Source organism: Streptomyces graminilatus, from assembly GCF_001418565.1.
GTDB lineage: Bacteria > Actinomycetota > Actinomycetes > Streptomycetales > Streptomycetaceae > Streptomyces > Streptomyces graminilatus.
The window spans coordinates 1-25,232 of the sequence record NZ_LIQQ01000155.1 but is presented as its reverse complement, the minus strand read 5'-3'; the positions used below and the strand labels follow the sequence as shown (position 1 = coordinate 25,232).

The window sequence follows — 25,232 nt, the reverse complement described above, 5'->3', positions numbered from 1 at the left end:
CGGTCGCTGGGAGTTCCGGGTCCGTCCGAAACGTTCACCAGCGTCAGCCGACGCGCTTTCCAAGTACGAGAATTCGGGTGCGCATGGGGTCGACCCTCCCCCCGGCGCACACCGACTGTCAAGTGGGTGGGACGGGAGTCTCATTATGTGAACGGAGGGCTGTTCCGCCTCCGAAAACAGCGGGCACACCTGTACTTGTGTACACCCCCGGACCGCCGCCCGCGAACGCGGGCTCGGCCGGGCCCTTCGGCACCGGATAGCGGCCCGTGGACAGGGCCCGGCGCAGCCGGTACTCGTCCAGCGGCCCGGAGAAGGCCATGCCCTGCCCGTGCGTGCAGCCCATCGCGCGCAGGGCGGTCACCTGCTCGGGCAGGTCCACGCCGTCGGCCACGGACTGGAGCCCGAGGTCGCCGGCGATTCTGAGCAGCCCGCTGGTGATCTTGTGCAGCCGCGCGGACTCGACGACGCCGTCGACCAGACCGCGGTCGAGTCTCAGTACGTCGACGGGGAGCCGGCGCAGCGCCGTGATCGCCGCGTAGCCGCTGCCGAAGCCGTCCAGCGCGATCCGGACGCCGAGGCGTCTGAAGGCGTTCAGCCGGCGCTCCAGCTCGTCGAGGGAGACCCGGGGGTCGGTGTCGGTCAGTTCGATCTCCAGGGCGCCGGTGGGCAGCCCGTGACGGGTCAGCAGGGTCTCGATCGACCCGAGGGGCAGGGAGCGGTCGAGGATCCGCCGGGCGCTCATCCGGACGCCGACGGGTACGGCGAGACCGGTCGCGGCACGTTCGGCGGCCTGTTCGACGGCCTCCTCCAGCATCCAGCGGTCCAGCTCGGCCGTCTTGTCGCTGTCCTCGGTGACGCGCAGGAACTCGGCGGGGGTGAAGAGCACTCCCTGGGAGGAGCGCCAGCGCGCCTGGGCGGAGACCGACGTGATCCGGCCACTGTCCAGCGCCACCACGGGCTGGTGCAGCAGCGCGAACTCGCCGTCGTGCAGTGCGGCACGCAGGCGCGTGGCCAGCTCCGCCTTGCGTACGACGTCCTGCTGCATCTGGGGCGCGTAGAGCTCGACGCGGCCCTTGCCGGAGGCCTTGGCGCGGTACATCGCCAGGTCGGCGTTGCGCAGCAGTTCGCCCGCGCCGAGGCCCGGCTCGGCGAAGGCGACACCGATCGAGGCGTTGACCCGGACATCGTTGCCGTCGATGTCGTAGGGCTGGGAGAGGGTGAGCCGCAGCCGGTCGGCCAGTTCCCCTATGTGGCGCTCGCGTGCCGTACGGTCCCGGGTGCCGTCCCCGACGATCAGGGCGGCGAACTCGTCACCGCCGAGGCGGGAGGCGGTGTCCCCGTACCGGACGGCGTCCTGGAGCCTGCGGGCGGCCTGGACGAGCAGTTCATCCCCGGCCTGGTGGCCGATGGTGTCGTTGACGGCCTTGAAGCCGTCGAGGTCGATGAAGAGGACGGCCGTGCCCCGGTCGGTGGAGCGGCGGCCGGACAGGGCCTGCTGCACACGCTGGGTGAACAGCGCGCGGTTGGGCAGGTCGGTGAGCGGGTCGTGCTCGGCGTTGTGCTGCAACTGGGCCTGGAGCCGCACCCGCTCGGTGACGTCCCGGCTGTTGAAGATGAGGCCTCCGTGGTGCCGGTTGACGGTGGACTCGACGTTCAGCCAGCCTCCGTCGCCGGACTTGAAGCGGCACTCGATGCGGGTGGTGGGTTCGTCGCCGGGGCTGGCGGCGAGGAAGCGGCGCACTTCGTGCACCACGCAGCCCAGGTCCTCCGGGTGGATGAGATGGGCCAGTTCGGTGCCCACGAGTTCCTCGGCGGCCCGTCCGTAGACCCCGGCGGCGGCCGGGCTGACGTAGCGCAGCATCCCGGTCGGAGCGGCGATCATGATGACGTCGCTGGAGCCCTGGACCAGGGAGCGGAAGTGGTTCTCCTTCTGGGCCAGTTCCTGGGTGAGGGTGATGTTGTCGAGCAGCATGATGCCCTGGCGCATGACCAGCGCGAGGACGACGCCACCCGCGGTGATGAGGACGACGCGGTCCGGGCTGCGGCCGTTGAGAACGTTGTAGAGAACGCCCAGCGTGCACACGGCGGCGGCCAGATACGGCGTGAGCGCCGCCAGCGAGCCGGTGATGGGCCGGGTGGCCGGATACCTGCTGTGCTCGCCTCCCGGTGCGGGCGGATGCACGCGTCCCTGGCCGGCTGCGGGCGCCTGGCCCTGGCGGAGTACGGGCCGCTGTCCCCCGGGCCGGTCCGGGTGCTGCCGCGCGGGGCGGTGTTCGTGCACCACGCGCGTGTGCCCCTCGGGCTCGCCCGGGGCGCTCTGTCCGGAGTCGACCCAGGGGGCGTACGCCAGCAGCAGCGAGCCCGCGAACCAGCCCGCGTCGAGCAGTTGGCCCGAGTGGTAGCTGTTGTGCATCAGGGGCGAGGTGAACAGGGCGTCGCAGCCGACGGTCAGGGCGAGCGCGCCGATCGCGGTGTTCGCGGCGGAGCGTTTGCCGGTCGAGCGCCGGAAGTGCAGCGCGAGGACCATGCTGACGAGGGCGATGTCGAGCAGCGGATAGGCCAGCGACAGCGCGGTGTGCGCGACGCTCGGCCCGTCCGCCTTGGCCGCCTGTGCCAGGGCGAGACTCCAGGACAGGGTGAGCAGCGAGCCGCCGATCAGCCAGGCGTCCAGGACCATGCAGACCCAGCCGGCCTTCGTCACCGGCCGCTTGGCGAGGACCAGGAGTCCCACGATGGCGGGTGGCGCGAAGCACAGGAAGAACAGGTCGGCGAAGCTGGGGCTGGGCACGGTCTCGTCGAGCACGACCTCGTACCACCCCCAGACGAGGTTGCCCAGGGAGGCCATGGCGGACGACAGCCCGAACAGCAGCCAGGCGGGTCGGAAGCGGATCCGGCGGCGGGCGTAGAGGAAGCAGGACACGGCCGCGGTGGCCGCCGCGACGCTCAGGCCGAAGTCACCCATGATCAGGGCGAGCCGGGGTGAGCCCCAGCCGAGCGCGGAACCGACGGCGTATCCCGCGCAGACCAGGGCCAGCACGAGCTGCGAGACCAGGCTCGCGCCACTGCCGGGGACCGGTCGGCGGGCCAGCAGCGCTCCGGGGGAACTCACCGGACGCCCCGGGCCCGCACCGCGGCCGTGGCCGGCGGGAGCCCCCGCGCGGGGTGCGCGCCGGGTGCCGGCGGCGCGGTGTGGGTGTGCCTCCGGCGCCCGCTGGGCCGGCGGTGCTGATGATGGCTGCCGTGGCCGCGTCTGCGCGTGGCCGTACGCCAGGGTCGCCGCCGGCGGCCTTGCCGCGTCGGATCGTTCGTCCATTGGCCGTGCATCGCCCGTCGCCCCCCTCACAGTCTGCAATGTCCATCCCCGGCGCCGAACGGTTCGCGGCGCAGCCCCTGTCGGGACGATACACCAGTCTCGTCACTCAGGGACATAGTTCCTCTACTCTCCGTAACGGCGGACGGCGGCAGCGACACACCCCGCATACGGGGGAATGCGAAGGGTGTCCGAACCGGACTACGCGCCGGCCGCCCCCGTCGTAAGGATCACGTTCCGCAACGGCTCCCGGTTCAGGAACCGGCCCAGCTGGTCCACCAGCAGCCGCTCGGCGCGCGGCCGGAACGCGGACGTGGGGCCGCCGACATGGGGGCTGATCAGCACTCCGGGCGCCTGCCACAACGGGTGCCCCGGAGGCAGCGGCTCGGGGTCGGTGACGTCCAGGGCGGCCGTGAGGCGCCCGGACTCCAGCTCGGCGAGCAGCGCCTTGGTGTCGACGACGGGCCCGCGGGCCACGTTCACGAGGAGTGCCCCGTCCTTCATCCGGGCCAGGAAATCGGCGTTCACCAGCCCTCTTGTCTGATCGGTGAGAGGAGTGGCGAGGATCACTATGTCGGCTTCGGGCAGGAGGGCGGGCAGTTCGGTGAGCGGATGCACCGGTCCGCGCGCCGTGGTGCGCTCAGAGCGCGCGACGCGCGCCACCCGCGCGAGCTCGAAGGGCGCGAGCCGGTCCTCGATGGCCGCGCCGATGGCCCCGTAGCCGACGATGAGGGCGCTCTTGTCGGCGAGCGCCGGCCGGAAGCCGCCCCGCCACTCCCCCTTGTCCTGCGCCCGCACGAACTCGGGGATGCCGCGCAGGGAGGCCAGGATCAGGGTGAGGGCCAGTTCCCCGGTGCTCGCCTCGTGCACACCGCGCGCGTTGCACAGCGGTACGCCTGCGGGCAGGTACGCGAGCCCGGGCTGGACGTTGTCGACGCCCGCGGTCAGCGTCTGCACCACGCGGACACCCGTCATGGCGGGCAGGGGACGTACGCAGACCTCGACGGGCTTCATGTACGGGACGACGTAGAACACACAGTCGGCCGGGTTCCCCGGGTAGTCGTGATCGCCGTTCCAGAAGAGGTAGTTGGGCCCTTCGGGCAGGCCCTCGATCTCCTCCGGCGGGATGGGGAGCCACACGTCAGCAGTCATGGTCACGAGCCTAGGCGAACCCCTGTGCGTACAGAGGTTAGGTTTGGGGGCGAGCAGAGAGAGGTTCACGACCAGGTGGAGCGCAGGACGATCGGCGCGACGGCGCTCGAAGTGGGGGCGGTCGGCCTCGGGTGCATGCCGATGACCTGGGCGTACAGCGCCTCCCGGCGGCGTGGCGACGAGTCGGTGCGGGCCGTGCACCGGGCCCTGGACGAGGGCTCGACGCTGCTGGACACCGCCGACATGTACGGCCCGTTCACCAACGAGCTGCTGGTGGGACGGGTGTTGCGGGAGCGGCGCCGGGACGCCTTCGTGTCGACGAAGGTCGGTCTGCTGGTGGGTGATCAGCACATCGTGGCCAACGGCCGCCCCGGATACGTCAAACGGGCTTGCGACGCCTCGCTGCGCCGTCTCCAGACGGACGTCATCGACCTGTACCAACTGCACCGCGCGGACCCGGAGGTACCCGTCGAGGAGACCTGGGGCGCGCTCGCGGAGCTCGTACAGGCGGGAAAGGTGCGGGCGCTGGGCCTGTCCGCGATGGGCGCGCGGGCCGAGCGCCGTACGGGGACCGGTGCGGGGGCCGGGGCGGGGGCGCGGCTGCACGACGCGACGATCCGCCAGCTGGAGCGGGTGCAGCAGGTGTTTCCGGTCAGCGCGGTGCAGGCCGAGCTGTCGGTGTGGTCGAGGGAGGCGCTGGACACGCTGCTGCCGTGGTGCGCCGCGCGCGGGGTCGGCTTTCTGGCGGCGATGCCCCTGGGCAACGGCTTCCTGACCGGGACGCTGACTCCGGGCGAGGGTTTCGAACGGGAGGACATCCGGGCCCGTCATCCCCGCTTCACGGCCGAGATGATGGCCGCGAACCAGCCGATCGTGGCGGGCCTGCGCCGGGTGGCGGGCCGGATCGGTCCGGACGTCGTCCCGGCCCAGGTGGCGCTGGCGTGGGTGCTCGCGCAGGGCCGGCACGTGGTGCCCGTACCGGGGGCGAAGCACGAGCGGTGGGTGGCGCAGAACGCGGGGGCCGCGCCGCTGCGGCTGTCGGCGGCGGACCTGGCCGAGGTGGCGGCACTGCCCAGGGCCCAGGGATCGTGGGACTGAGGCCGGAATCGGGAACTCGTGGGGCGCGAGCGGTGTATGACATGGAGAACCCGCCGCGCGTCGAAGGGACCATGATCGTGACCAGGATCGTGCAACGCGGAGCCCTGACGGCCGTACTGGCGGCGGCCACGCTCCTGCTCGCGTCCGGCTGCTCCTCCGGCGAGCGGGGGGACGGCGGTGGCCCGGGCGGGGACGGCAGTGCGCCGCCGGGCCGTACGAGCGCGCGGTCGTCACCCCCGGCGCGGGTGACCGAGTCCGCCCCGCCCGCCAAGGGCTCTGTGAGGGTGGTGCGCACGGTCGCCGAGGGCCTGAAGACCCCCTGGGGCCTGGCCCCGCTGCCGGACGGCGATCTGCTGGTCTCCTCCCGCGACGACGGCACGATCACCCGGGTCGACACGAAGACGGGCAAGAAATCCGAGGTGGGCGAGGTGCCGGGCGTCTCCGCCGCCGGCGAGGGCGGTCTGCTGGGCCTCGCGCTGTCGCCGTCCTTCGCGTCTGACCACATGGTCTACGCCTACTTCACGACCGACTCGGACAACCGGATCGCCCGCATGCTGTACGAGGAGGAGAAACCGGCGGGCGAGCGGTTGGGCGCCCCCGACACGGTCCTGCGTGGCATCCCCAAGGGCTACATCCACAACGGCGGCCGGATCGCCTTCGGCCCGGACGGGATGCTGTACGCGGGCACCGGCGAGAGCGGCGACACCGGGCTGGCCCAGGACAAGGCATCACTGGGCGGCAAGATCCTGCGCCTGACCCCGGAAGGCGAACCCGCCCCGGGCAACCCCTTCCCCGACTCCCCGGTGTACTCGTACGGCCACCGCAATGTGCAGGGCCTCGCCTGGGACCGGAAGCAGCGGCTGTTCGCCTCGGAGTTCGGCCAGGACACCTGGGACGAGCTGAACCAGATCAAGCCGGGCGACAACTACGGCTGGCCCGAGGCTGAGGGCCACAGCGACGACCCCGCGTTCCACAACCCCGTCGCCCAGTGGCACACGGACGAGGCGTCCCCCAGCGGCATCGCGTACGCCGAGGGCTCGATATGGATGGCGGGGCTGAAGGGGCAGCGCCTGTGGCGGATCCCCCTGAAGGGCACGGAGGCGTCGGCGGCCCCGCAGGCGTTCCTGAAGGGCCGCTACGGCAGGCTCCGTACGGTCGTGTCGGCGGGCGGCGACAAGCTGTGGCTGATGACGAGCGAGACGGACGGGAGGGGGTCCCCGGAGAGGGGGGACGACCGGATCCTGGAGCTTCAGGTGTCGTAGCTGTCCGGCAGGGGCCTGTTCGTCTGTCGCGGAGGCCTATTCGTCTGTCAACGACTGGTCGAGGACCGCGACCGAGACCAGGATCAGGAACGCCCGGTGGACCAGGTAGCCGACGATCAGCCCCGGGGCGACGGACACCACCCGGATGTCCTCGCCGCTGACGGCCTGCGACACCGGTGTGAAGGGATCCTCGGCCGGCTTCAGCAGCCCGCGCTCCAGGAGCTTGCGCCGGTCCTCGGGAAGCGTGTCGCGCTGTACGGCGGCACGCTCGGTGAACTCGATCTGATACAGCACCGCACCTCCGCGAAGCTTGTCGTGCCGTCAGTGTCCCGGTTCGAGGTGGTCGGTGTGCACCGGCCGGGAACAACCTCGACCGGCTCTCGCCGACCCGAGGCATCCGCTCAGGGTTCCTGAGAGGCTTCCGGCGGTTCAGGTCGCTCCGGCTGATCAGGCGCCTCTGCCGGATCCGGCTTCTCGGACGGGCGTACGACGACTTTTCCGGACGCGAGGTCTATCGGCCCGCGTCCCGGGTCGCCGTCGCCGACGTCCACGCGGGTCAGTTCCAGCCGGTTCTGTTCGTCGCGCTGGTGTTTGCGTCCTGGTGCGAAGAGCTCCTCGAACATGTTGAACACGGGGCCTCCCCTGGGCCTGGGTCTCTTGAAGCGTAACTCTCCGCCTCAGCCGGCCGTCGGGGCCGGGACCGTCTCCGGTGGGAAGAGCCCCAGCCGGTGTGCCGTCGCCGCCGCCTCTCCCCGGCCCGAGACGCCCAGCTTGGCCAGGATGTTGGAGACGTGGACGCTCGCCGTCTTGGGGGATATGAAGAGCTCCCCGGCGATCTGGCGATTGGTGCGGCCGGCGGAGACCAGGCGCAGTACGTCCCGTTCGCGGCTGGTGAGGCCCAGGGACTGTGCGGGGTCCGCCGTGGGCCGGGACGGGGTGTGAGCCAGGGAGAGGCGGGCGCGTTGGGCCAGGAGGGTGACGGCGTCGGCGAGGGGGCGGGCGCCAAGGTGATCGGCGACGGTGGCGGACAGGCGGAGGAGTTCCGTCGCCCGGTCGCGGTCGTCGGGTCCGGCGCCGTCCGTCAGCAGTGCCTCGGCGAGGCGGTGGCGGACCCGGGCGAGGTCGTACGGGCGGTCCAGGGCCTCGAAGGAGGTGACCAGCGGCGACCAGGTGTCGGGGTCGGCGGTGCCGGCGGCGCGGTCGAGTTCGGCGCGGACCCACTGCTCGTGGGCGAGCCAGACGGGGGCGCCCGTGGTGAGCTTCTGCGCGGTGTCGCGGATGCGTTCGAGGACCGCCGGCCGGCCCGCCCCGGCGGTGGGCAGGGCGCGGGCGTCGGCCTCGGCGATGGCGGCGGCGAGCAGCAATGGCCAGCCGTAGCGGTGGGTGCCGGGCGGGAAGCCGGTGTCCAGGACGTGGTCCAGTTCGGTGCGGGCGTCGTGGAGGCGGCCCTCGGCGGCGGCGAGCCCGAGGGTGATCAGGACGAGCAGGAGATCGTGCTGGGGCACGGGGTCATGACTGCCGAAGTACTCCTGGGCGGTGGCCAGTTGGCGCGCGGCCTCGGGCAGGTCGCCCCGGTCGAGGGCGAGCCGGGCCAGGGAGACGGCGCCGGCGCCCTGCGGCTTGGTGCTGTGCCCGCGCCGCAGCGCGTTCGTCGCGGCGTCGGCGGCGGCGTCCCAGCGGCCGAGCGAGTACAGCGATTCGGAGAGGTTGCCCCACACCCAGGCCTCGGAGTCCAGCAGCCCGAACTTCCGGGTGTAGGCGATGCCCTCCTCAAGGACGGGAACGGCTTCCCGGGAGCGGCCGACCGACTCGAGTCCGTTGGGGAGGTTGATGTAGGCGCGTCCGGCGACGAAGAAGACGTCCTCCGCGACCGACTGTTCCTTGACCGCGCGCATCTCCGCGAACCCGGTCTCCGTGGCCCCGGCGTCGACCAGGAGGATGCCGTGGGTGAGGCGGGCGTGCAGCTCGGTCTCGTGGGCGCCCACCATCCGGGCGTACTCGACCGCCTGTTCGGCGGCGGCGAGGGCGTCGGGGCCGGGTGAGCGCAGCATCGACCAGGCGGCGACGTTGGCCAGGACCTCGGCATGCACCTCGGAGGGCGGCAGGCCGCGTACGAGTTCCTGTGCGGTGCCGAGTTCCTGCCAGCCGTCGCCCCGGGACTGGGCCTGGACCAGGCGGGAGCGCTGGCACCAGAACCAGGCGGCGCGCAGCGGGTCGCCGTCGTCCTCCAGGAGACGCAGCGCACGCTTGATGATCTTCAGGGCGCGTTCGCGTTCGCCGCACAGCCGGCCGGCGACGGCGGCCTCGGCCAGCAGGTCGAGGTAGCGGAGGGCGCCGACGGCCGGGTCGCAGCCGCAGGGAGGGTAGACCTCGGTGTGGTCGACGGGCCGGAGCGCGGCCCGTACCTCGTCGGGGGCCGCGTCCCACAGCTCCATCGCCCGTTCCAGGAGCCACAGTTGCTCGGAGTAGGCGTACCGGCGGCGGGCGGTGACCGAGGCGTCCAGGACGGCCGGGAGGGCCTTGGCCGGGTCGTGGGCGTGGTACCAGTAGCTGGCCAGGCGCATCGCGCTCTCGTCGGCGGGGACGAGCGTCGGGTCGGCTTCCAGGGCCTCGGCGTAGCGGCGGTTGAGGCGGGAGCGTTCGCCGGGGAGCAGGTCGTCGGCGACGGCCTCGCGGACCAGGGAGTGCCGGAAACGGTAGCCGTCGCCGGCCGGGGTGGCGAGCAGCAGGTTGGCGCCGACCGCCGCCCGAAGTGCCTCGATGAGTTCGTCCTCGGCCGGTCCGGCGACGGCGGCGAGCAGCCGGTACTCGACGGTGGAGCCGCCCTCGGCGACGATCCGGGCGACCCGCTGGGCGCTCTCGGGCAGGCTTTCGACGCGGACGAGGAGCAGATCGCGGAGGGTGTCGGTGAGCCGGGTCTGGCAGCCCTCGTGGGCGGCGACGGCGAGTTCCTCGACGAAGAAGGCGTTGCCGTCGGAACGGCCGAAGATCTCGTCCACCTGGGCCGGTTCGGGTTCGGCGGCGAGGATCCCGGCGATCTGACGGCCCACTTCGGCGCGGTTGAAGCGGCCCAGCTCGATCCGGCGGACGGTGCGCAGCCGGTCCAGTTCGGCGAGCAGGGGGCGCAGTGGGTGGCGCCGGTGGATGTCGTCGGCGCGGTAGGTGGCGAGGACGACGAGGCGGCCGGTGCGCAGGGTGCGGAGGAGGTAGGCGAGCAGGTGGCGGGTGGAGGCGTCGGCCCAGTGGAGGTCTTCGAGGGCGATGACGACCGTACGGTCCGCGGCTACGCGTTCCAGGAGGCGTGCGGTGAGTTCGAAGAGGCGTGCCATGCCCTCCTCGTCGTGCCGGCCGGTGCCGGTCTCGCCCAGTTCGGGCAGCAGCCGGGCCAGTTCCTGCTCCTGTCCGGCGGCGGCGGTGGCCAGTTCGTCGGGCAGCGCCCGCCGCAGGGCACGCAGGGCGGTGGAGAAGGGCGCGAAGGGCAGGCCGTCGGCGCCGATCTCGACGCAGCCGCCGAGCGCGACGACGGCGCCCAGGTCACGGGCCGCGCCGGCGAACTCCTCGACGAGCCGCGTCTTGCCGACCCCGGCCTCCCCGCCGAGCAGCAGCGCCTGCGGCTCACCGGCGGCGGCGCGGGCAAGCGCGTCGTGCAACACCCCCAACTCATCGGCTCGACCTACGAACACCGGACAGACGGACCTGGTCTCCACAGGCCAGAGCATCGCACGGGGCTCTGACATCGCGGGACTGGTTATCGGGCCGACGGCCCAGGTGATGGATCTGGTGATGGCTCTGGTGCTGGAGTTGATGCTGGAGTTGGTGCTGGAGTTGGTGCGCGCCGGGCCGGACGTCCGGCCCGGTGCCGGGGCAGCCGAAAGGCCGGTCACCGACACGGCGACCGGCCCGTTGCGGGGCGCCCGGCCCCCCGTGCTCATGCGGCCCGGGTGAACCAGTGCCGGCGCTGGCCGTCGGAATGCACCTCGCCCTCGGCGGCTCGGCCGGCTGCCTCTCGGCGGGCGGCACGGGCGCCTCGGACGACCTCCCGGGCCAGTCGCTCGTCGGCGGCCTCGCGGCGCAGTTCGGCGGAACGCATCTGCTGGAGTTCGTACTCGAACATGTGGTGCCCCTCAAGTCTCTGGCGAGTCGGTCGTTCATCGCTTTCCGCGATGTCTCAACCTTCGTCTCCCAGGTGGGTGCGCCACATCGGGAGAGTTCCGCATCTTCCGAGGGGGTGGGGGCCTTAGAAACGGGTGAGGGGCCCCGGGCGGGCCGTAAGGTGCTTACGACCGGCCTAAGGCCCCTCATGACCTGCGGTGATTCCCGCTCCCGGGTCAGGACGTGGACGGCAGGCCCAGCAGGACGTCGGTGTACTTCAGGACCGCGAGGAGCAGTCCGAGGACGCCGAGGGCGACGCCCGCCCAGGAGACCGACTTGATCCAGGCGGCCTGCGGCCTGCCCGGGGCGCCGAACGCGGGCCGGGCGAGGGCCGCGACGGCGACGAGCAGCCCGAGCAGGGCGAAGATGCCGCCCCACAGCGCGGTGGTCTGCCAGGCGTCGCCGTACTGCTCCTTGACGACGGTGGCGATGCTCGGCGACTGCGCGGCCTGGAGTGCCAGCTGGCCCTTGAGCCCCTCGCGCGCCCCGGCCACCGTGCCCAGCCAGCTGCCGGTGAGCGAGACGAAGCCGAGGATGGCTGACACGACGGCGGCGGCGCCCTGTCCCACGTCGGAGGGGCCCTCCGTCAGGGCCGCGAGCTCCGCCTTCTCGAGGTCCGTCAGGTCGGCCTCGCCCTCGTACTCGTCCGCGTCACCCAGGGTCTCCGCCTTGGTGTCGGTGTGGGTCTCGGTCTCGGCCTGCGCCGACTGCTCGTCCTTGGTGATGTCCACCGTGTCGTTACCGCTCTTCACGTCGTCACTCTTCGCCTCGGTACCGGTCTCGGCGCCGGTCTCGTCTGCTGTCCTGGTTCCCATGCCCGCACCGTACGGACGTCGTCTGAGAAGTTCCTTAATGATCGCTGACGATCGTCAACGATCCTTGTGAGCGGCACGCGCGCGTGCGTCGCGCCATTCGGGCGCGAGTACCGCCCAGATCTCGGTGTCCGCGCGGACACCCCGGTGCGGATAGTTCTCCCGCAGCAGGCCCTCACGGCTCATCCCCAGCCGCCGCGCCACGTTGATGCTCGCCTCGTTGACGGACGACGCGTGCCATTCCACACGGTGCATGCCGCGTACGTCGATCGCCCAGTCGATGAGGACCCGCATCGCGCGCGTGATCAGTCCCCGTCCGGTGCCGGCCGGTTCCAGCCAGCAGCCGACCTCGCAGTTGCCGTGCTCCGCGCTGAAGTTGAGGAACAGCACTCCGCCGACGAGCTTCCCGTCCAGCCAGATCCCGTGCAGCGACCCGGAGTCGGCGGCGCGCCGGTCGGCGTACTGCTGGAGCTGCTCCCGCGCGGAGTCGACGTCCGTCGACTTCATGCCGAAGGGGATGTGGCGGGTGATGAACTCCCGTCCCCGGTCGAGGTGCGCGAGGAACTCCTCGGCGTGCCAGGGCTCCAGGGGCCGGAGTTCGGCGCCGTCGTCACCCAGGGATATCGCGTACATCCTGTGGTCGCTCCTTCACCAGTACGTCCCGTACGTCCACAGCGTCGACGACGTCCATGACGTCCATGTCGATCACGTCCGGCATGCTCGCACGGTCGGCCTTCCGGGCGCCCGGGATTTGCGCGGCGGCGGCGCGGCACTCGGGCGGCTCGATGCTGATGCGGGGCAGGCGCTTGTCCAGCCAGCGGGGCAGCCACCAGTTGGCGCCGCCGAGCAGATGCATCAGCGCGGGCACCAGGAGCGTACGCAGGACGAAGGCGTCGAGGGCGACTGCGGCGGCCAGCGCGATGCCGAACATGGCGATCACCCGGTCGCCGGAGAGGACGAAGGCGAGGAAGACGGAGATCATGACGACCGCCGCCGAGTTGATCACGCGGCTGGTCTCGGCGAGGCCGACCCGTACGGCCCGCCGGTTGTCGCCGGTCTCCAGCCACTCCTCGTACATCCGGCTGACCAGGAAGACCTGGTAGTCCATGGAGAGTCCGAAGAGGACGGAGACCATGATCACGGGGAGGAAGGGTTCGATCGGGCCCGCGCTGCCGAGGCCCAGCAGTTCGCTCCCCCAGCCCCACTGGAAGATCGCGACGACGACCCCGAACGCGGAGGCGACGGCGGCCACGTTCATCGCGGCGGCCTTGAGCGGGATGCCGATCGACCGGAACGCGAGCAGGAGCAGCAGACAGCCCAGACTGATCACGACACCGACGAACAGCGGCAGCTTGCCGACGATCACAGCCGCGAAGTCGTCATAGCTGGCCGTGACACCGCCGACGTGCAGGTCGAGCGAGGTGCCGGTCTCCGCGCGCGGGAGCACCTTCTCGCGCAGCCGCTCCACCAGGTCGCCGGTCCGCGCGGACTGCGGGGAGGACTCCGGTACGACGGTGAGGTACCCGGTGGAGCCGTCGGCGCTGTAGGTGACCGGCGAGGACGACGCGACGCCCTCGGTGGTCCGCAAGGTCGTGCCGAGGTTGTCGAGGACGAGCTTGTCCTCGGCGTCGGAGACGTGTGTGACCAGGGTGAGGGGGCCGTTGACGCCGGGGCCGAAGCCGTGGGCGAGGAGGTCGTAGGCCTGGCGTGTGGTCGTCGTCCTCGGGTTGTTGCCCTGGTCGGAGGTGCCGAGGTGGAGCGAGAGGGTGGGCACGGCGAGCAGCGCGATGACGGCCAGGGCGGCGCCGCCGAGCAGCTTGGGGTGGCGCTCGACGAACGCGGACCAGCGGGCGGCGAACCCGGTGGGCAGCTCCGGTTCGGGCCCGTGCTCGGCCAGCCTGCGCCGCTCGCGCCGGCTCAGGGCGCGCGGCCCGATGAACGACAGCAGGGCGGGCAGCAGGGTCACGGAGGCCGCTACGGTCAGGACCACCGTCAGCGAGGCCGCGATCGCGACCCCGTTGAGGAAGCCGAGGCGCAGGATCAGCATCCCCAGCAGCGCGATGCAAACGGTCGCGCCCGCGAAGACGACAGCCCGTCCCGTGGTGGTCACGGCGTTGGTGGCGGCCTCGGCGACGGGCAGGCCGCGTTTCAGGCCGCGCCGGTGTCTGGTGACGATGAACAGCGCGTAGTCGATGCCCACGCCGAGGCCGATCAGCATGCCGAGCATGGGCGCGAAGTCGGCGACGGTCATCGCGTGCCCGAGGAGCCCGATCCCGGCGTACGCCGTGCCGACGCTCACCAGGGCGGTGGCGATGGGCAGCAGGGATGCGGCGAGCGAGCCGAAGGCGAGGAACAGCACGACGCCCGCCACGACCACGCCGACGATCTCGGCGAGGTGCCCGCCGGACGACTGGGTGAGCGCGATGGCACTGCCGCCCAGCTCCACCTGGAGCCCGTCGCCGCGCGCCGCCTCCGCCGCGCCGACGACGGCCCGTGCCTCGCCCACACCGACGTCCTCGGCCGGCTTGTCGAAGGTGACGGTGGCGTACGCCGTACGCCCGTCGGCGCTGATCCGGCCGCTGCCCCCGCCCTCGTAGGGGCTGACCACCGAGGCCACGCCGGGCAGGTCCGCGATGCGGTCCAGGGTGCGGGTCATCGGCTGCTCGACGTCGGTGGCGCGGACCGTGCCGGAGCGGGTGTGCCAGACGACGGTGTCGGTGTCGCCCCCGAGCCCGGAGAAACCCTTCTCCAGGAGGTGGGCGGCGCGGCCCGACTCGGTGCCGGGGACCTCGTAGTCGTTCGAGTACGCCGAGCCCGCGACGGCCGCGGCCGCGGTCACCCCGGCGAAGGCGGCGAGCCAGAGCAGAACGACGACGAGGCGGTGCCTGACACACCAGCGCGCGAGGACTGCCACAGACGTGCTCCCTGGTTGACATATGGATCTTTGGCCGGGAGCAGTCGTGAATGAACAGAACAGCCCGCGAAGAGACGAAAGAACGCAAGAGCGATGCCGAACCACTGTTACAGGCGCTGATGATCGTTTGAGCCGTTAGTGCCCTTATTCACAAGATTGCGAGTCACATCACAGGACAATCACAGGGGGTCTGTCACCTCGGAGGACGACTACATAAAGGGCTCGTAGGGCTCAGTCGAACTGGTCTCCGAGCGCCATCACCATTACGCCGACAATCAGCAGCCACAGGGCCCGCCGGGTGCGTCCCCGTGACCCCAAAACCGCCGCGAGCACACATATGGCGGCGCCGAGGGCGTACGCGGCGGGCACGAGCACGGGTGCGGGGCCGAGGAGGCGGATCGTGGCGGCGGCGAGTCCCACGAGGGCCAGCAGCGCCCCGGTCCCGGTGGCCGTCCAGCGGGCCCGCCGGGCGTCCAGCTCCGCGTCCTCTTCGTCGTACTCGTACTCGTCCTCTTCGTCGTCCTCTTCGTCGTCCTCTTCGTCGTCGAGCTCGTCCTCGTCCTTGGTGTCGCGCTCGTCGTCGAGTTCCTCTTCAGGCTTCTCTGTGACTTCGCCTTCGCCTTCGCCTTCGTCTTCGCCTTCGTCTTCGCCTTCGGCTTCGGCTTCGACTTTGACTTCGGCTTCGACTTTGACTTCGGCTTCGGCCTCGCGCTCCGTCTCGCGCACCTCTTCGCGCACCTCGTCGCGCACCTCTTCGCGCACGTCCTTGCGCTCCTCCTCGTTCTCTCGGGTCTCGTCTTTCGCGTCCATGGCGCGGGAGCGTAGCGCGACCATCTGAATATCCGGCTGCGGGCCCAGGATGCCCGCACGTAGCCGGGATGGCGGCAAAGGCCGAGGGGCGCACCGGGAACCCGATGCACCCCTCGGCCGCTGTTCGCCGCTCGGCTCAGCCTTCGCTGACGCCCAACTGCTCAAGGATCAGTTCCTTGACGCGGGCCGCGTCGGCCTGACCGCGGGTCGCCTTCATGACCGCGCCGACCAGGGCGCCGACCGCGGCCACCTTGCCGCCGCGGATCTTGTCGGCGATGCCCGGGTTGCCGGCGATGGCCTCCTGGACGGCCGTGTTGAGCGCGCCGTCGTCGGAGACGACCTTCAGACCGCGCTTCTCGACGACCTCGTCCGGGGTGCCCTCGCCCGCGAGGACGCCCTCGATGACCTGGCGGGCCAGCTTGTCGTTCAGGTCGCCCGACGCGACCAGCGCGGAGACCCGGGCGACCTGCTCGGCGGTGATGGCCAGTTCGTCGAGCGGGGTGCCCGACTCGTTGGCGCTGCGCGCGAGTTCACCCATCCACCACTTGCGGGCGGAGGTCGCGTCGGCACCGGCGTCGATGGTGGCGACGATCAGGTCGATGGCACCGGCGTTGAGCATCGCCTGCATGTCGGTCGCCGTGACACCCCACTCCGCGAGGAGCCGGTTGCGGCGGGCCAGCGGCAGTTCGGGCAGCCCGGCGCGGATCTCCTCGACCCACTCACGGGCGGGGGCCACCGGTACCAGGTCCGGCTCGGGGAAGTACCGGTAGTCCTCGGCCTCCTCCTTCACGCGGCCCGAGGTCGTCGACCCGGTGTCCTCGTGGAAGTGCCGGGTCTCCTGGATGATCGTCCCGCCCGAGTTCAGCACGGCGGCGTGCCGCTGGATCTCGAAACGGGCCGCGCGCTCCACGGAACGCAGCGAGTTGACGTTCTTCGTCTCGCTGCGGGTGCCGAACTTCTCGCGGCCGTGCGGGCGCAGCGACAGGTTCACGTCGCAGCGCATCTGCCCCTGGTCCATCCGGGCCTCGGACACGCCGAGCGCCTTGATGAGTTCGCGCAGCTCGGCGACGTACGCCTTGGCGACCTCGGGAGCGCGCTCACCGGCGCCCTCGATCGGCTTGGTGACGATCTCGATGAGGGGGATGCCGGCGCGGTTGTAGTCGAGCAGCGAGTGCGAGGCGCCGTGGATACGGCCCGTCGCGCCGCCGACGTGCAGCGACTTGCCGGTGTCCTCCTCCATGTGGGCGCGCTCGATCTCCACGCGGAAGGTCTCGCCGTCCTCCAGCTGGACGTCGAGGTAGCCGTTGAAGGCGATCGGCTCGTCGTACTGGGAGGTCTGGAAGTTCTTCGGCATGTCCGGATAGAAGTAGTTCTTCCGGGCGAAGCGGCACCACTCGGCGATCTCGCAGTGCAGCGCGAGGCCGATCTTGATGGCGGACTCGACGCCGGTCGCGTTGACGACCGGGAGCGCGCCGGGCAGGCCGAGGCAGGTCGGGCAGGTCTGCGAGTTGGGCTCGCCGCCCAGCTCGGTCGAACAGCCGCAGAACATCTTGGTCCTGGTGCCGAGTTCGACGTGGACCTCAAGGCCCATGACGGGGTCGTACGACGCCAGCGCGTCCTCGTACGACACCAGTTCGGTGTCGGTCGTGGTGGTCACGGTGAAAACTTCCCTCTCAGCCCAGCAGGACGTCGTCGTCGCCCAGCCGCTTCAGCTCGCGGTAGAGGATGGCGAGGCCGGTGACGATGGCGGCGGCGGACACGGCCGCGTCGATGAGGCGCAGCGTGTCGCTCTCCGAGCGGGCCTTCCTGGCCTGCTTGACGACGCTGACGGCTCCGAACGCGGTGGTCGCGATGGACAGGTACGTGCCGGACTTGGACTTCTTGAAGCCCTTGGCCTTCGAAAGAGCATTGCTCACAGCGACGGTGCCTCCTCGAGCAGCGGGTGCCCCCACTTTTCCACGAAGGCGGCCTCGACGGCTGCGCCGACCTTGTAGAGACGGTCGTCCTTCAGCGCCGGGGCGATGATCTGGAGCCCGACCGGCAGTCCGTCCTCCGGCGCGAGACCGCAGGGCAGGGACATGGCCGCGTTGCCCGCCAGGTTGGTGGGGATGGTGCAGAGGTCCGCGAGGTACATCGCCATCGGGTCGTCGGCACGCTCGCCGATCGGGAAGGCGGTGGTGGGCGTCGTCGGGGAGACGATCACGTCCACCGACTCGAACGCCTTCTCGAAGTCGCGCGTGATGAGCGTACGGACCTTCTGGGCGCTGCCGTAGTACGCGTCGTAGTAGCCGGAGCTGAGCGCGTACGTGCCGAGGATGATGCGGCGCTTGACCTCGGGGCCGAAGCCCTCCGCACGGGTGAGCGAGGTGACCTCTTCGGCGGAGTGCGTGCCGTCGTCGCCCGTACGGCGGCCGTAGCGCAGTCCGTCGAAGCGCGCGAGGTTGGACGAGCACTCGGAGGGCGCGATCAGGTAGTAGGCCGAAAGAGCGAGGTCGAAGGACGGGCAGTCCAGCTCCACGATCTCGGCGCCCAGCTCCTTGAGAAGGGCGACGGACTCGTCGAAGCGCTGGATGACGCCGGCCTGGTAGCCCTCGCCGCGGAACTGCTTGACGACACCGACGCGCATGCCCTCGACGCTGCCGTTGCGGGCGGCCTCGACTACCGGCGGGACCGGCGCGTCGATCGAGGTGGAGTCGAGCGGGTCGTGCCCGGCGATGACCTCGTGCAGGAGCGCGGCGTCCAGGACCGTACGGGCGCAGGGCCCGCCCTGGTCGAGGGAGGACGAGAAGGCGACCATGCCGTACCGCGACACGGCGCCGTACGTCGGCTTCACGCCGACCGTGCCGGTGACGGCGGCGGGCTGGCGGATGGAACCGCCGGTGTCCGTGCCGATGGCCAGCGGCGCCTGGAAGGAGGCGAGCGCGGCACTCGACCCACCACCGGAACCACCAGGGATCCTGGTCAGGTCCCACGGGTTGCCGGTCGGCCCGTACGCGCTGTTCTCGGTGCTCGACCCCATGGCGAACTCGTCCATGTTGGTCTTGCCGAGGATGACGACGTCGGCGGCCTTCAGCCGCTTGGTGAGCGTCGCGTCGTAGGGCGGGATCCACCCTTCGAGGATCTTGGAGCCGACGGTGGTCGGGATCCCCTCGGTGGTGAAGATGTCCTTGAGCGCGAGGGGTACGCCGGCCAGCGGGCCCAGCGTCTCCCCGCGCTCGCGCTTGGCGTCCACGGCGCGGGCCTGGGCGAGGGCGCCCTCCCGGTCGACGTGCAGGAAGGCGTGCACCTTCGCGTCGACCTCCTCGATACGCGCGAGGTGGGCCTCGGTGACCTCGACGGCCGTGAGGACGCCGGAGGCGATGTTCGCGGCGGTCTCGGCGGCGGTGAGCCGGATGATGCTGCTGTGGTCCGTCATGTGATTAGTCCTCCCCCAGGATCTGCGGCACCTTGAAACGCTGCTGCTCCTGGGCCGGGGCGCCGGAGAGCGCCTGCTCGGGGGTGAGCGACGGACGGACCTCGTCCGCGCGCATGACGTTCGTCAGCGGCAGCGGGTGCGAGGTCGGCGGTACGTCTTGGTCGGCGACCTCGCTGACGCGGGCGACCGCGCCGATGATGTCGTCGAGCTGGCCTGCGAAGTGGTCGAGCTCTTCGCCCTTCAGCTCCAGACGCGCCAGCCGTGCGAGGTGGGCGACCTCCTCGCGCGTGATGCCAGGCATGCAGCGATCCTCTGGGGTGAGTGCGGTGTGGTTTTGGCCCCAATCCTAGGGGTCGGACGAACCACCCCGCGCACGGGATTGTTTCCGGCGACCGGCAGCCGCGGGAAACGGGCGGCGCTCGGGTGAGAGATCGCCCGGAATCACTCTGCTGCGGGCAGAGCCGCCCGGGGCCGCTGCCACCCCCGGGTCCCCCGCGCCAGCAACCAGGCCGTGGCCTCCTCGGGAGGCATCGCGGCGGCGACCAGCCACCCCTGCACCGCGTCGCAGCCCATGTCCCGCAGCCGTTCCCACGTCTCGTCGTCCTCGACGCCCTCGGCGACGACAAGCAGTCCCAGGGAGTGCGCGAGATCGACCGTGCACCGCACGATCTCCGCGTCCTCCGTGTCCACCGCCAGCCGCGCCACGAACGACCGGTCGATCTTCAGCTCGCTCACCGGCAGCCGCCGCAGATGCACCAGCGACGAGTACCCGGTCCCGAAGTCGTCCAGGGACATCTTCACGCCGTGCCCGGTCAGCGCGGCCAGCGTGTCCGCGGCCTTCTGCGGATCCTCCAGGAGCACGTGCTCCGTGATCTCCAGTTGGAGCGCTCCCGCCGGGACCCCGTGCCGGGCCAGGCGCGCGGCGACGGAACCGGCGAAGCCGGGGGTGTGGACGTCACGCGGGGAGACGTTGACGGCGACCGGGACGAACAGCTTCTGGGAGCGCCACTTGGCGACCTGTTCGAGCGCCGTCTCCAGTACGTACTCCGTGAGGTGGGGCATCAGCCCGGACGACTCGGCGATGGCTATGAACTCGTCCGGCGGCACCTTCCCGCGCTCCGGGTGCACCCATCGCACCAGTGCCTCCAGACCGGCGACCTGCCCGTCGAAGCGCACCTTGGGCTGGTAGTGCAGTTCGACCTCGTGCGCGTCGAGCGCGCGCCGCAGGTCGCCCAGCAGGCCCAGCCGGTCCGGGGTGTTCGAGTCCCGCTTGGACTCGTACACCTCGACGCCCGTGCGGTCCCGCTTCGCCTGGTACATCGCGACGTCCGCGCGCCGCAGCAGCCCCTCCGCGTCGAGCGCGTGGTCGGGGAAGACGGCGAGGCCCGCGCTGGCCTCCAGGACGAGGGTGAGTCCGTCGAGGTCGAGCGGGGAGCCGAGCACGGTGACCAGGTTGCGGGCGACGCGGGTGGCGGACGTCGTGGAGTCGACGACCGGCAGTAACACGGCGAACTCGTCGCCGCCGAGCCGGGCGGCCTCCGCGCCGCGCGGAAGCGCGAGGCGCAGCCGGTCGGCTATCTGGAGGAGGAGACGGTCACCGGCGAGGTGGCCCAGTGTGTCGTTCACGGAGCGGAAGCGGTCGAGGTCTATGAGCATCAACGCGGCCCGCGCGTCGATGCGTTCGGCGTCGTCGAGGGCCGTCCAGGTCCGTTCCAGGAGCCATTGTCTGTTGGGCAGCCCGGTCAGCGGGTCGCGGAGCTGTTCCTCGGCCCGGACCCTGGCTATCCACAGGGTGGAGTCGAGGGCGATGAGCGGAATGGCGAACAGCGGCAGCAGGATCGGCAGGGCGACGGCGACGACGCAGATCAGCGGTGCGATGGCGAGCAGCGCGACCGCGACCAGGCCCTGTCTGACCAGGGCGGAGCGGGCGGCCGTGGGCAGTCCGCCGCGCGGGGTGTGCAGATACCAGAGCAGGGTGCGGGTGAGGACCAGGTAGGCGACCGCGACCAGCATCACCTCGGGTGCCGTGTAGAAACTCCAGGTCTGCGGGTTCCACGGTGACTCGACGGACGGGACCCGTCCGAACGCGGCGAGCACCAGCGCGCCGGCGCCGATGCCGAGGATGTCCACCGCCCCGTGCAGCAGGCCCACCCGCCAGCGGCGGCGCCGGGCCACGCCGACCAGGACGACGACGGTGAGGCTGACCATGCCGGCCGGCACCCACCCGAACAGCAGGAGCACGGAGAGGGTGAGGGCGGAGCCGGAGCCGGTGCCGCCCCACCAGCGGGCGCGGCCGAGGGCGACGAGGTGGAAGACGATGACCCCGGTGAGCACGGCGAGGGCCCAGCCGACGGTGCCGGACGGGAACAGCGCGCTGTGACCGGTGAAGCCCCGGTAGAAGCCGGCGCCGAGGACGAACCCGGCCGCCGCGACGACCGCCGCGGGCAGCGCGGGCCAGGTCAACTGGCGCGCGGGGTCGTGGGCGTGCAGATGGGCGACGCGCTCCTCGGCGGTGAGGTGGGCCGTCAGCGGGGTCGACACCCTGCTGTCGGCGACGACGCACGGTCCGGCACCGCCCGCGACTCCCGCTCCTGTTCCGCCCGCCGTGCCGGTGCCGCCCGCCGGTCCGGACGCGCGTCCGGATGTACGGACGCCGACGCCCGCCCGCTCCAGGAACCCCGCCGTCCGGCGGGGCGCGTCCGGCTCCCGGCCGGATCCTGGGCGGCCCGCGAGGAGGGCGGAGCCCCAGCGCCGGACGCCGGATATCCGGCGTCCGAGCAGCCTTGAGGGAGGGGCGGCGCTATCGGTCGGTTCCATTCCCGTCCCTCTCACAGCCGGCGGTGCCCACGCCACGCGGTCCGATGTCCGTCAACCGTCAACCGGCACCGCGTCCGAAACCGCTCCGGGCACGGCGGGCGCTTACGTCAACAGTAGGCCGCGGAAGGCTTCCACGGGCAGCGGTCGCCGACGGTTGCCCGAATGCGACCCAACCACCCGTATGCATCTGGTATGCGCCGATCGGGTGGTCTTCAACCCCTACTCTTCGTTAGGTAGAGCCACTTCAGCCGCGGCCTCGGGTCCTTGTTCGAGCAGTACGGCAAAGCCGTCCTCGTTCAGCACAGGGACCTTCAACTGCATGGCCTTGTCGAACTTCGAACCAGGATTGTCACCCACAACCACGAATGACGTCTTCTTCGAAACAGAACCGGTCACTTTTGCTCCACGGCTCTGTAGGGCGTCCTTCGCGCCGTCCCGGGTGTGGTGTTCCAGCGTGCCGGTCACGACGACGGTGAGCCCTTCGAGCGGCCTGGGCCCCTCGTCCTCGCCGGAGTGCTCCTCCTCCATCCGGACCCCTGCGGCCCGCCACTTGCGCAGGATCTCCTGATGCCAGTCCACCGCGAACCACTCCTTGAGGGAGGCCGCGATGATCGGGCCGACCCCGTCCGTGGTCGCCAGCTCCTCCTCGGAGGCCTGCTCAATGCGCTCGATCGAGCGGAATTCACGGGCCAGCGCCTCGGCGGCGACCGGACCGACGTGCCGGATCGACAGACCGGTGATGATCCGGGCGAGCGGACGGTCCTTGGCGGCGGCGATGTTGGCGAGCATCGACACCGCGTTCTTCCTGGGCTCGCCCTCCTGGTTGGCGAAGACGGTGGCGATCTTCTCCTCGCCGGTCTTCGGGTCCCGCTTGGGCAGCCCGCTGTCCTGGTCCAGGACGTACGCCTTGATCGGCAGCAGTTGCTCGATGGTGAGGTCGAAGAGGTCGCCCTCATCGACGAGCGGCGGGTCGGCCGGTTCCAGCGGCTTGGTGAGCGCGGCGGCGGCCACGTAACCGAAGTTCTCGATGTCCAGGCACTTGCGCCCGGCGAGATAGAACAGCCGCTCCCTCAACTGGGCGGGGCAGCTCTGCCCGTTGGGGCAGCGGAGGTCGATGTCGCCCTCCTTCATGGGCCGCAGCGGCGTACCGCACTCAGGACACACGGCCGGCATCTCGAAGGGCCTCTCCGTGCCGTCGCGCAGGTCGGCGACCGGGCCGAGGATCTCCGGGATGACGTCACCGGCCTTGCGCAGCACCACGGTGTCGCCGATGAGCACGCCCTTGGCCTTGACGACGTCCTGGTTGTGCAGGGTGGCGAACTCGACCTCGGAGCCGGCGACGGTGACCGGTTCGACCTGGGCGTAGGGCGTGACGCGACCCGTACGACCGACGCCCACGCGGATGTTGATGAGCTTGGTGTTGACCTCCTCGGGCGCGTACTTCCAGGCGATGGCCCAGCGAGGAGCGCGGGAGGTGGAACCGAGGCGACCTTGGAGCGGGATCTCATCGAGCTTGACGACGACGCCGTCGATCTCGTGCTCCACGGAGTGCCGGTTCTCGCCGTAGTACGCGATGAACTCCCGTACGCCGTCGAGGTCGTCGACCCGCTTCGCGTACCGCGTGGTCGGCAGGCCCCATCCGTGCAGCAGGGTGTACGCCTCGGAGAGGCAGGTCAGCGGGTCGTAGCCCTCCAGGGCGCCGATGCCGTGGACCACCATGTGCAGCGGGCGGGTGGCGGTGACGCGCGGGTCCTTCTGGCGGAGCGAACCGGCCGCCGCGTTGCGCGGGTTGGCGAACGGCTTGTCACCGCCCTCCACCAGACGGGCGTTGAGCTCCTCGAACTTCTCCATCGGGAAGAAGACCTCGCCGCGGATCTCGACCAGGTCCGGGACCCGGTCGCCCGTGAGCCGGTCCGGGATCTCCGCGATCGTGCGCACGTTGGGCGTGATGTCCTCGCCGGTGCGGCCGTCGCCGCGGGTCGCCGCACGGGTGAGCCGACCGTGCTCGTAGGTCAGGTTGACGGCGAGGCCGTCGACCTTCAGCTCGCACAGGAAGTGGTGCTCGGAGGCGCCGACGTCCTTGTGGACGCGCTCCGCCCACGCCGCCAACTCCAGGTCGTCGAAGGCGTTGTCGAGGGAGAGCATGCGGGAGCGGTGCTCCACCGAGGTGAAGTCCGTCTCGTACGCCCCCGCGACCTTCTGGGTCGGGGAGTCGGGCGTGCGCAGCTCTGGATACTCCTCCTCCAGCGCCTCCAGGGTGCGCAGGAGCTTGTCGAAGTCCGCGTCGCTGACGACGGGAGCGTCGTTCACGTAGTACCGGAAGCGGTGTTCCTCGATGCGCTCGGCGAGCTGGGCGTGCCTGTCGCGCGCCTCGGCGGGCACCGATGTGGTCTGTGCGTGCTGTTCGCCGGCCACCGTGTTGTCCTCCCGTTACTCTGGGTTGTCCGCGAGTGATCTCGCCGCCTGGACGCAGTGGGCGAGCGCCGCCCATGCGTACCGCGGGGAAGCGCCCGCGAGTCCGCACGACGGAGTGACGGTGACCGCCTCCGCGAGAAGTCCCGGATGCAGCCCCAGCCTGCGCCACAGCGTTCTGACACCACTGACGCTACCGGCAGGGTCTGACAACGGGCCGTCCGTGCCCGGCACGACACCGGCGAACAGCCGCAGCCCCGCCTCCACCGCCTCACCGATCGCGTCGTCGTCACGTTCGGTGAGGAGAGAGAAGTCGAAGGAGACGGCGGCGGCACCGGCCCGGCGAAGCAGGGCGAACGGGACGTCCGGGGCGCAGGAATGGACGACGACGGGCCCGTCACGGTGCACGCCGATCACCTCCCGGAGCGTGGCCTCGGCGATCTGGCGGTCCGGGACGCGGTGCGTGCGGTAGCCGCTGGCCGTTCTCACCTGGCCGCGCAGCACCGCCATGAGGGACGGTTCGTCGAGCTGGAGGACGAGTTGGGCGCCGGGGATGCGGCGGCGGAGTTCGTCGAGGTGGAGGCGGATGCCCTCGGCGAGGGAGCCGGCGAGGTCGCGGCAGGCGCCGGGGTCGGAGAGGGCGAGTTCGCCGTTGCGCAGTTCGAGGGCGGCGGCGAGTGTCCAGGGCCCCACGGCCTGCACCTTGAGCTGCCCCTCATAGCCCTGGGTGAACTCCTCCAGCGCGTCGAGGTCCTCGCCGAGCCAGGAGCGGGCCCGCTTGGTGTCCCGGCCTGGGCGGTCGCCGAGGCGCCAGCCGCTTGGCTCCACGCGCGCGTACATCTCGACGAGCATTCCGGCGGTGCGGCCGATCATGTCGGCGCCTGGGCCCCTGGCGGGGAGTTCGGGGAGGAAGGGGAAGTCGTCGAAGGTCCCGGTGGCCGCCTTGACGGCTTCCCGGGCGTCGCCGCCGGGCAGGGAACCGATGCCGGTGGCGGGGCCGAAGGTGGGGTTCGCGTTCACAGGGGGCAGCCTATGTTTCCTCGCCCCCGCCGCCCCTACCCGTCCCGTACCTGGGGGC

General features: G+C 71.3%; 19 protein-coding genes and 1 pseudogene. 3 read left to right on the top strand and 17 right to left on the bottom strand.

The genetic code is table 11. The annotated features are described in order from the left end of the window. Positions 1 to 118: 118 nt before the first annotated feature. On the bottom strand, positions 119 to 3,313 hold the full coding sequence (locus tag AOK08_RS15290) for a putative bifunctional diguanylate cyclase/phosphodiesterase (RefSeq protein WP_107100951.1): 3,195 nt from the start codon (positions 3,311 to 3,313) through the stop codon (positions 119 to 121). A gap of 198 nt (positions 3,314 to 3,511) precedes the next feature. Next, positions 3,512 to 4,462 (bottom strand): 2-hydroxyacid dehydrogenase, encoded by a 951-nt coding sequence (locus AOK08_RS15285; protein ID WP_055526130.1) that lies wholly within the window; start codon positions 4,460 to 4,462, stop codon positions 3,512 to 3,514. 75 nt (positions 4,463 to 4,537) lie between these two features. Here AOK08_RS15285 and AOK08_RS15280 point away from each other — a divergent pair, with 75 nt between their 5' ends. Then, positions 4,538 to 5,560 carry an aldo/keto reductase gene (locus AOK08_RS15280; protein WP_055526108.1) on the top strand — a complete coding sequence of 341 codons (1,023 nt, stop codon included), beginning with the start codon at positions 4,538 to 4,540 and terminating at the stop codon, positions 5,558 to 5,560. Positions 5,561 to 5,631: 71 nt separating this feature from the next. Continuing rightward, positions 5,632 to 6,822 (top strand): PQQ-dependent sugar dehydrogenase, encoded by a 1,191-nt coding sequence (locus AOK08_RS15275; RefSeq protein ID WP_241826960.1) that lies wholly within the window; start codon positions 5,632 to 5,634, stop codon positions 6,820 to 6,822. 36 nt (positions 6,823 to 6,858) lie between these two features. Here the strand turns inward: AOK08_RS15275 and AOK08_RS15270 are convergent, their stop codons facing one another. From AOK08_RS15270 to AOK08_RS15260, 3 genes are all read right to left on the bottom strand, one after another. Further along, on the bottom strand, positions 6,859 to 7,116 hold the full coding sequence (locus AOK08_RS15270) for a hypothetical protein (RefSeq protein ID WP_063794059.1): 258 nt from the start codon (positions 7,114 to 7,116) through the stop codon (positions 6,859 to 6,861). A gap of 107 nt (positions 7,117 to 7,223) precedes the next feature. After that, positions 7,224 to 7,454 carry a DUF6191 domain-containing protein gene (locus AOK08_RS15265; RefSeq protein WP_055526107.1) on the bottom strand — a complete coding sequence of 77 codons (231 nt, stop codon included), beginning with the start codon at positions 7,452 to 7,454 and terminating at the stop codon, positions 7,224 to 7,226. Between the two features lie 45 nt (positions 7,455 to 7,499). Then, positions 7,500 to 10,541, bottom strand: coding sequence for a helix-turn-helix transcriptional regulator (locus AOK08_RS15260; RefSeq protein ID WP_198539275.1), 3,042 nt, complete (start codon positions 10,539 to 10,541; stop codon positions 7,500 to 7,502). Positions 10,542 to 10,593: 52 nt separating this feature from the next. Between AOK08_RS15260 and AOK08_RS45745 the strand changes: the two genes are divergently transcribed. Beyond that, positions 10,594 to 10,767, top strand: coding sequence for a hypothetical protein (locus tag AOK08_RS45745; protein WP_157876683.1), 174 nt, complete (start codon positions 10,594 to 10,596; stop codon positions 10,765 to 10,767). Here AOK08_RS45745 and AOK08_RS15255 read toward each other — a convergent pair. The 12 genes and pseudogenes from AOK08_RS15255 to AOK08_RS15200 form a co-directional block, all read right to left on the bottom strand. Beyond that, positions 10,751 to 10,936, bottom strand: coding sequence for a hypothetical protein (locus AOK08_RS15255; RefSeq protein ID WP_055526105.1), 186 nt, complete (start codon positions 10,934 to 10,936; stop codon positions 10,751 to 10,753). The genes AOK08_RS45745 and AOK08_RS15255 overlap by 17 nt on opposite strands. A 214-nt stretch (positions 10,937 to 11,150) precedes the next feature. Next, positions 11,151 to 11,789 (bottom strand): hypothetical protein, encoded by a 639-nt coding sequence (locus AOK08_RS15250; RefSeq protein ID WP_055526104.1) that lies wholly within the window; start codon positions 11,787 to 11,789, stop codon positions 11,151 to 11,153. A gap of 54 nt (positions 11,790 to 11,843) precedes the next feature. Next, positions 11,844 to 12,419 (bottom strand): GNAT family N-acetyltransferase, encoded by a 576-nt coding sequence (locus AOK08_RS15245; protein ID WP_055526103.1) that lies wholly within the window; start codon positions 12,417 to 12,419, stop codon positions 11,844 to 11,846. Continuing rightward, entirely contained in the window at positions 12,397 to 14,700 is a 2,304-nt protein-coding gene (locus tag AOK08_RS15240; RefSeq protein WP_055526102.1) for an MMPL family transporter, read from the bottom strand. The genes AOK08_RS15245 and AOK08_RS15240 overlap by 23 nt, the downstream gene beginning before the upstream one ends. Positions 14,701 to 14,931: 231 nt before the next feature. Beyond that, positions 14,932 to 15,180 (bottom strand): annotated as a pseudogene (locus AOK08_RS15235) (hypothetical protein); the annotation flags it as partial. Positions 15,181 to 15,646: 466 nt separating this feature from the next. Further along, positions 15,647 to 17,167 carry an Asp-tRNA(Asn)/Glu-tRNA(Gln) amidotransferase subunit GatB gene (gene gatB / locus AOK08_RS15230; protein ID WP_079054037.1) on the bottom strand — a complete coding sequence of 507 codons (1,521 nt, stop codon included), beginning with the start codon at positions 17,165 to 17,167 and terminating at the stop codon, positions 15,647 to 15,649. Between the two features lie 16 nt (positions 17,168 to 17,183). Then, entirely contained in the window at positions 17,184 to 17,426 is a 243-nt protein-coding gene (locus tag AOK08_RS15225) for a hypothetical protein (protein ID WP_055526101.1), read from the bottom strand. Then, the gene (gatA, locus tag AOK08_RS15220; RefSeq protein ID WP_055526100.1) at positions 17,423 to 18,925 is read right to left on the bottom strand and encodes an Asp-tRNA(Asn)/Glu-tRNA(Gln) amidotransferase subunit GatA; all 1,503 of its coding nucleotides are present in this window, start codon (positions 18,923 to 18,925) and stop codon (positions 17,423 to 17,425) included. Before gatA ends, AOK08_RS15225 begins: the two co-directional genes overlap by 4 nt. Positions 18,926 to 18,929: 4 nt before the next feature. Then, entirely contained in the window at positions 18,930 to 19,226 is a 297-nt protein-coding gene (gene gatC / locus AOK08_RS15215; protein WP_015036350.1) for an Asp-tRNA(Asn)/Glu-tRNA(Gln) amidotransferase subunit GatC, read from the bottom strand. A 140-nt stretch (positions 19,227 to 19,366) separates the two neighbouring features. After that, positions 19,367 to 21,742 carry a putative bifunctional diguanylate cyclase/phosphodiesterase gene (locus AOK08_RS15210; protein WP_055526099.1) on the bottom strand — a complete coding sequence of 792 codons (2,376 nt, stop codon included), beginning with the start codon at positions 21,740 to 21,742 and terminating at the stop codon, positions 19,367 to 19,369. Between the two features lie 219 nt (positions 21,743 to 21,961). Next, the gene (ligA, locus tag AOK08_RS15205) at positions 21,962 to 24,157 is read right to left on the bottom strand and encodes an NAD-dependent DNA ligase LigA (RefSeq protein ID WP_055526098.1); all 2,196 of its coding nucleotides are present in this window, start codon (positions 24,155 to 24,157) and stop codon (positions 21,962 to 21,964) included. A 15-nt stretch (positions 24,158 to 24,172) separates the two neighbouring features. Continuing rightward, positions 24,173 to 25,174, bottom strand: coding sequence for a methionine synthase (locus AOK08_RS15200; protein WP_055526097.1), 1,002 nt, complete (start codon positions 25,172 to 25,174; stop codon positions 24,173 to 24,175). Positions 25,175 to 25,232 lie beyond the last annotated feature (58 nt).

Bases quoted from the DNA above. Each gene is read 5' to 3' on its own strand.
- AOK08_RS15210 (WP_055526099.1), bottom strand. From the start codon at position 21,742: ATGGAACCGACCGATAGCGCCGCCCCTCCCTCAAGGCTGCTCGGACGC.
- AOK08_RS15290 (WP_107100951.1), bottom strand. From the start codon at position 3,313: ATGGACGAACGATCCGACGCGGCAAGGCCGCCGGCGGCGACCCTGGCG.
- AOK08_RS15275 (WP_241826960.1), top strand. From the start codon at position 5,632: ATGATCGTGACCAGGATCGTGCAACGCGGAGCCCTGACGGCCGTACTG.
- AOK08_RS15250 (WP_055526104.1), bottom strand. From the start codon at position 11,789: ATGGGAACCAGGACAGCAGACGAGACCGGCGCCGAGACCGGTACCGAG.
- AOK08_RS15260 (WP_198539275.1), bottom strand. From the start codon at position 10,541: ATGCTCTGGCCTGTGGAGACCAGGTCCGTCTGTCCGGTGTTCGTAGGT.
- AOK08_RS15245 (WP_055526103.1), bottom strand. From the start codon at position 12,419: ATGTACGCGATATCCCTGGGTGACGACGGCGCCGAACTCCGGCCCCTG.
- gatC (WP_015036350.1), bottom strand. From the start codon at position 19,226: ATGCCTGGCATCACGCGCGAGGAGGTCGCCCACCTCGCACGGCTGGCG.
- AOK08_RS45745 (WP_157876683.1), top strand. From the start codon at position 10,594: ATGGATCTGGTGATGGCTCTGGTGCTGGAGTTGATGCTGGAGTTGGTG.
- AOK08_RS15285 (WP_055526130.1), bottom strand. From the start codon at position 4,462: ATGACTGCTGACGTGTGGCTCCCCATCCCGCCGGAGGAGATCGAGGGC.
- AOK08_RS15255 (WP_055526105.1), bottom strand. From the start codon at position 10,936: ATGTTCGAGTACGAACTCCAGCAGATGCGTTCCGCCGAACTGCGCCGC.
- gatA (WP_055526100.1), bottom strand. From the start codon at position 18,925: ATGACGGACCACAGCAGCATCATCCGGCTCACCGCCGCCGAGACCGCC.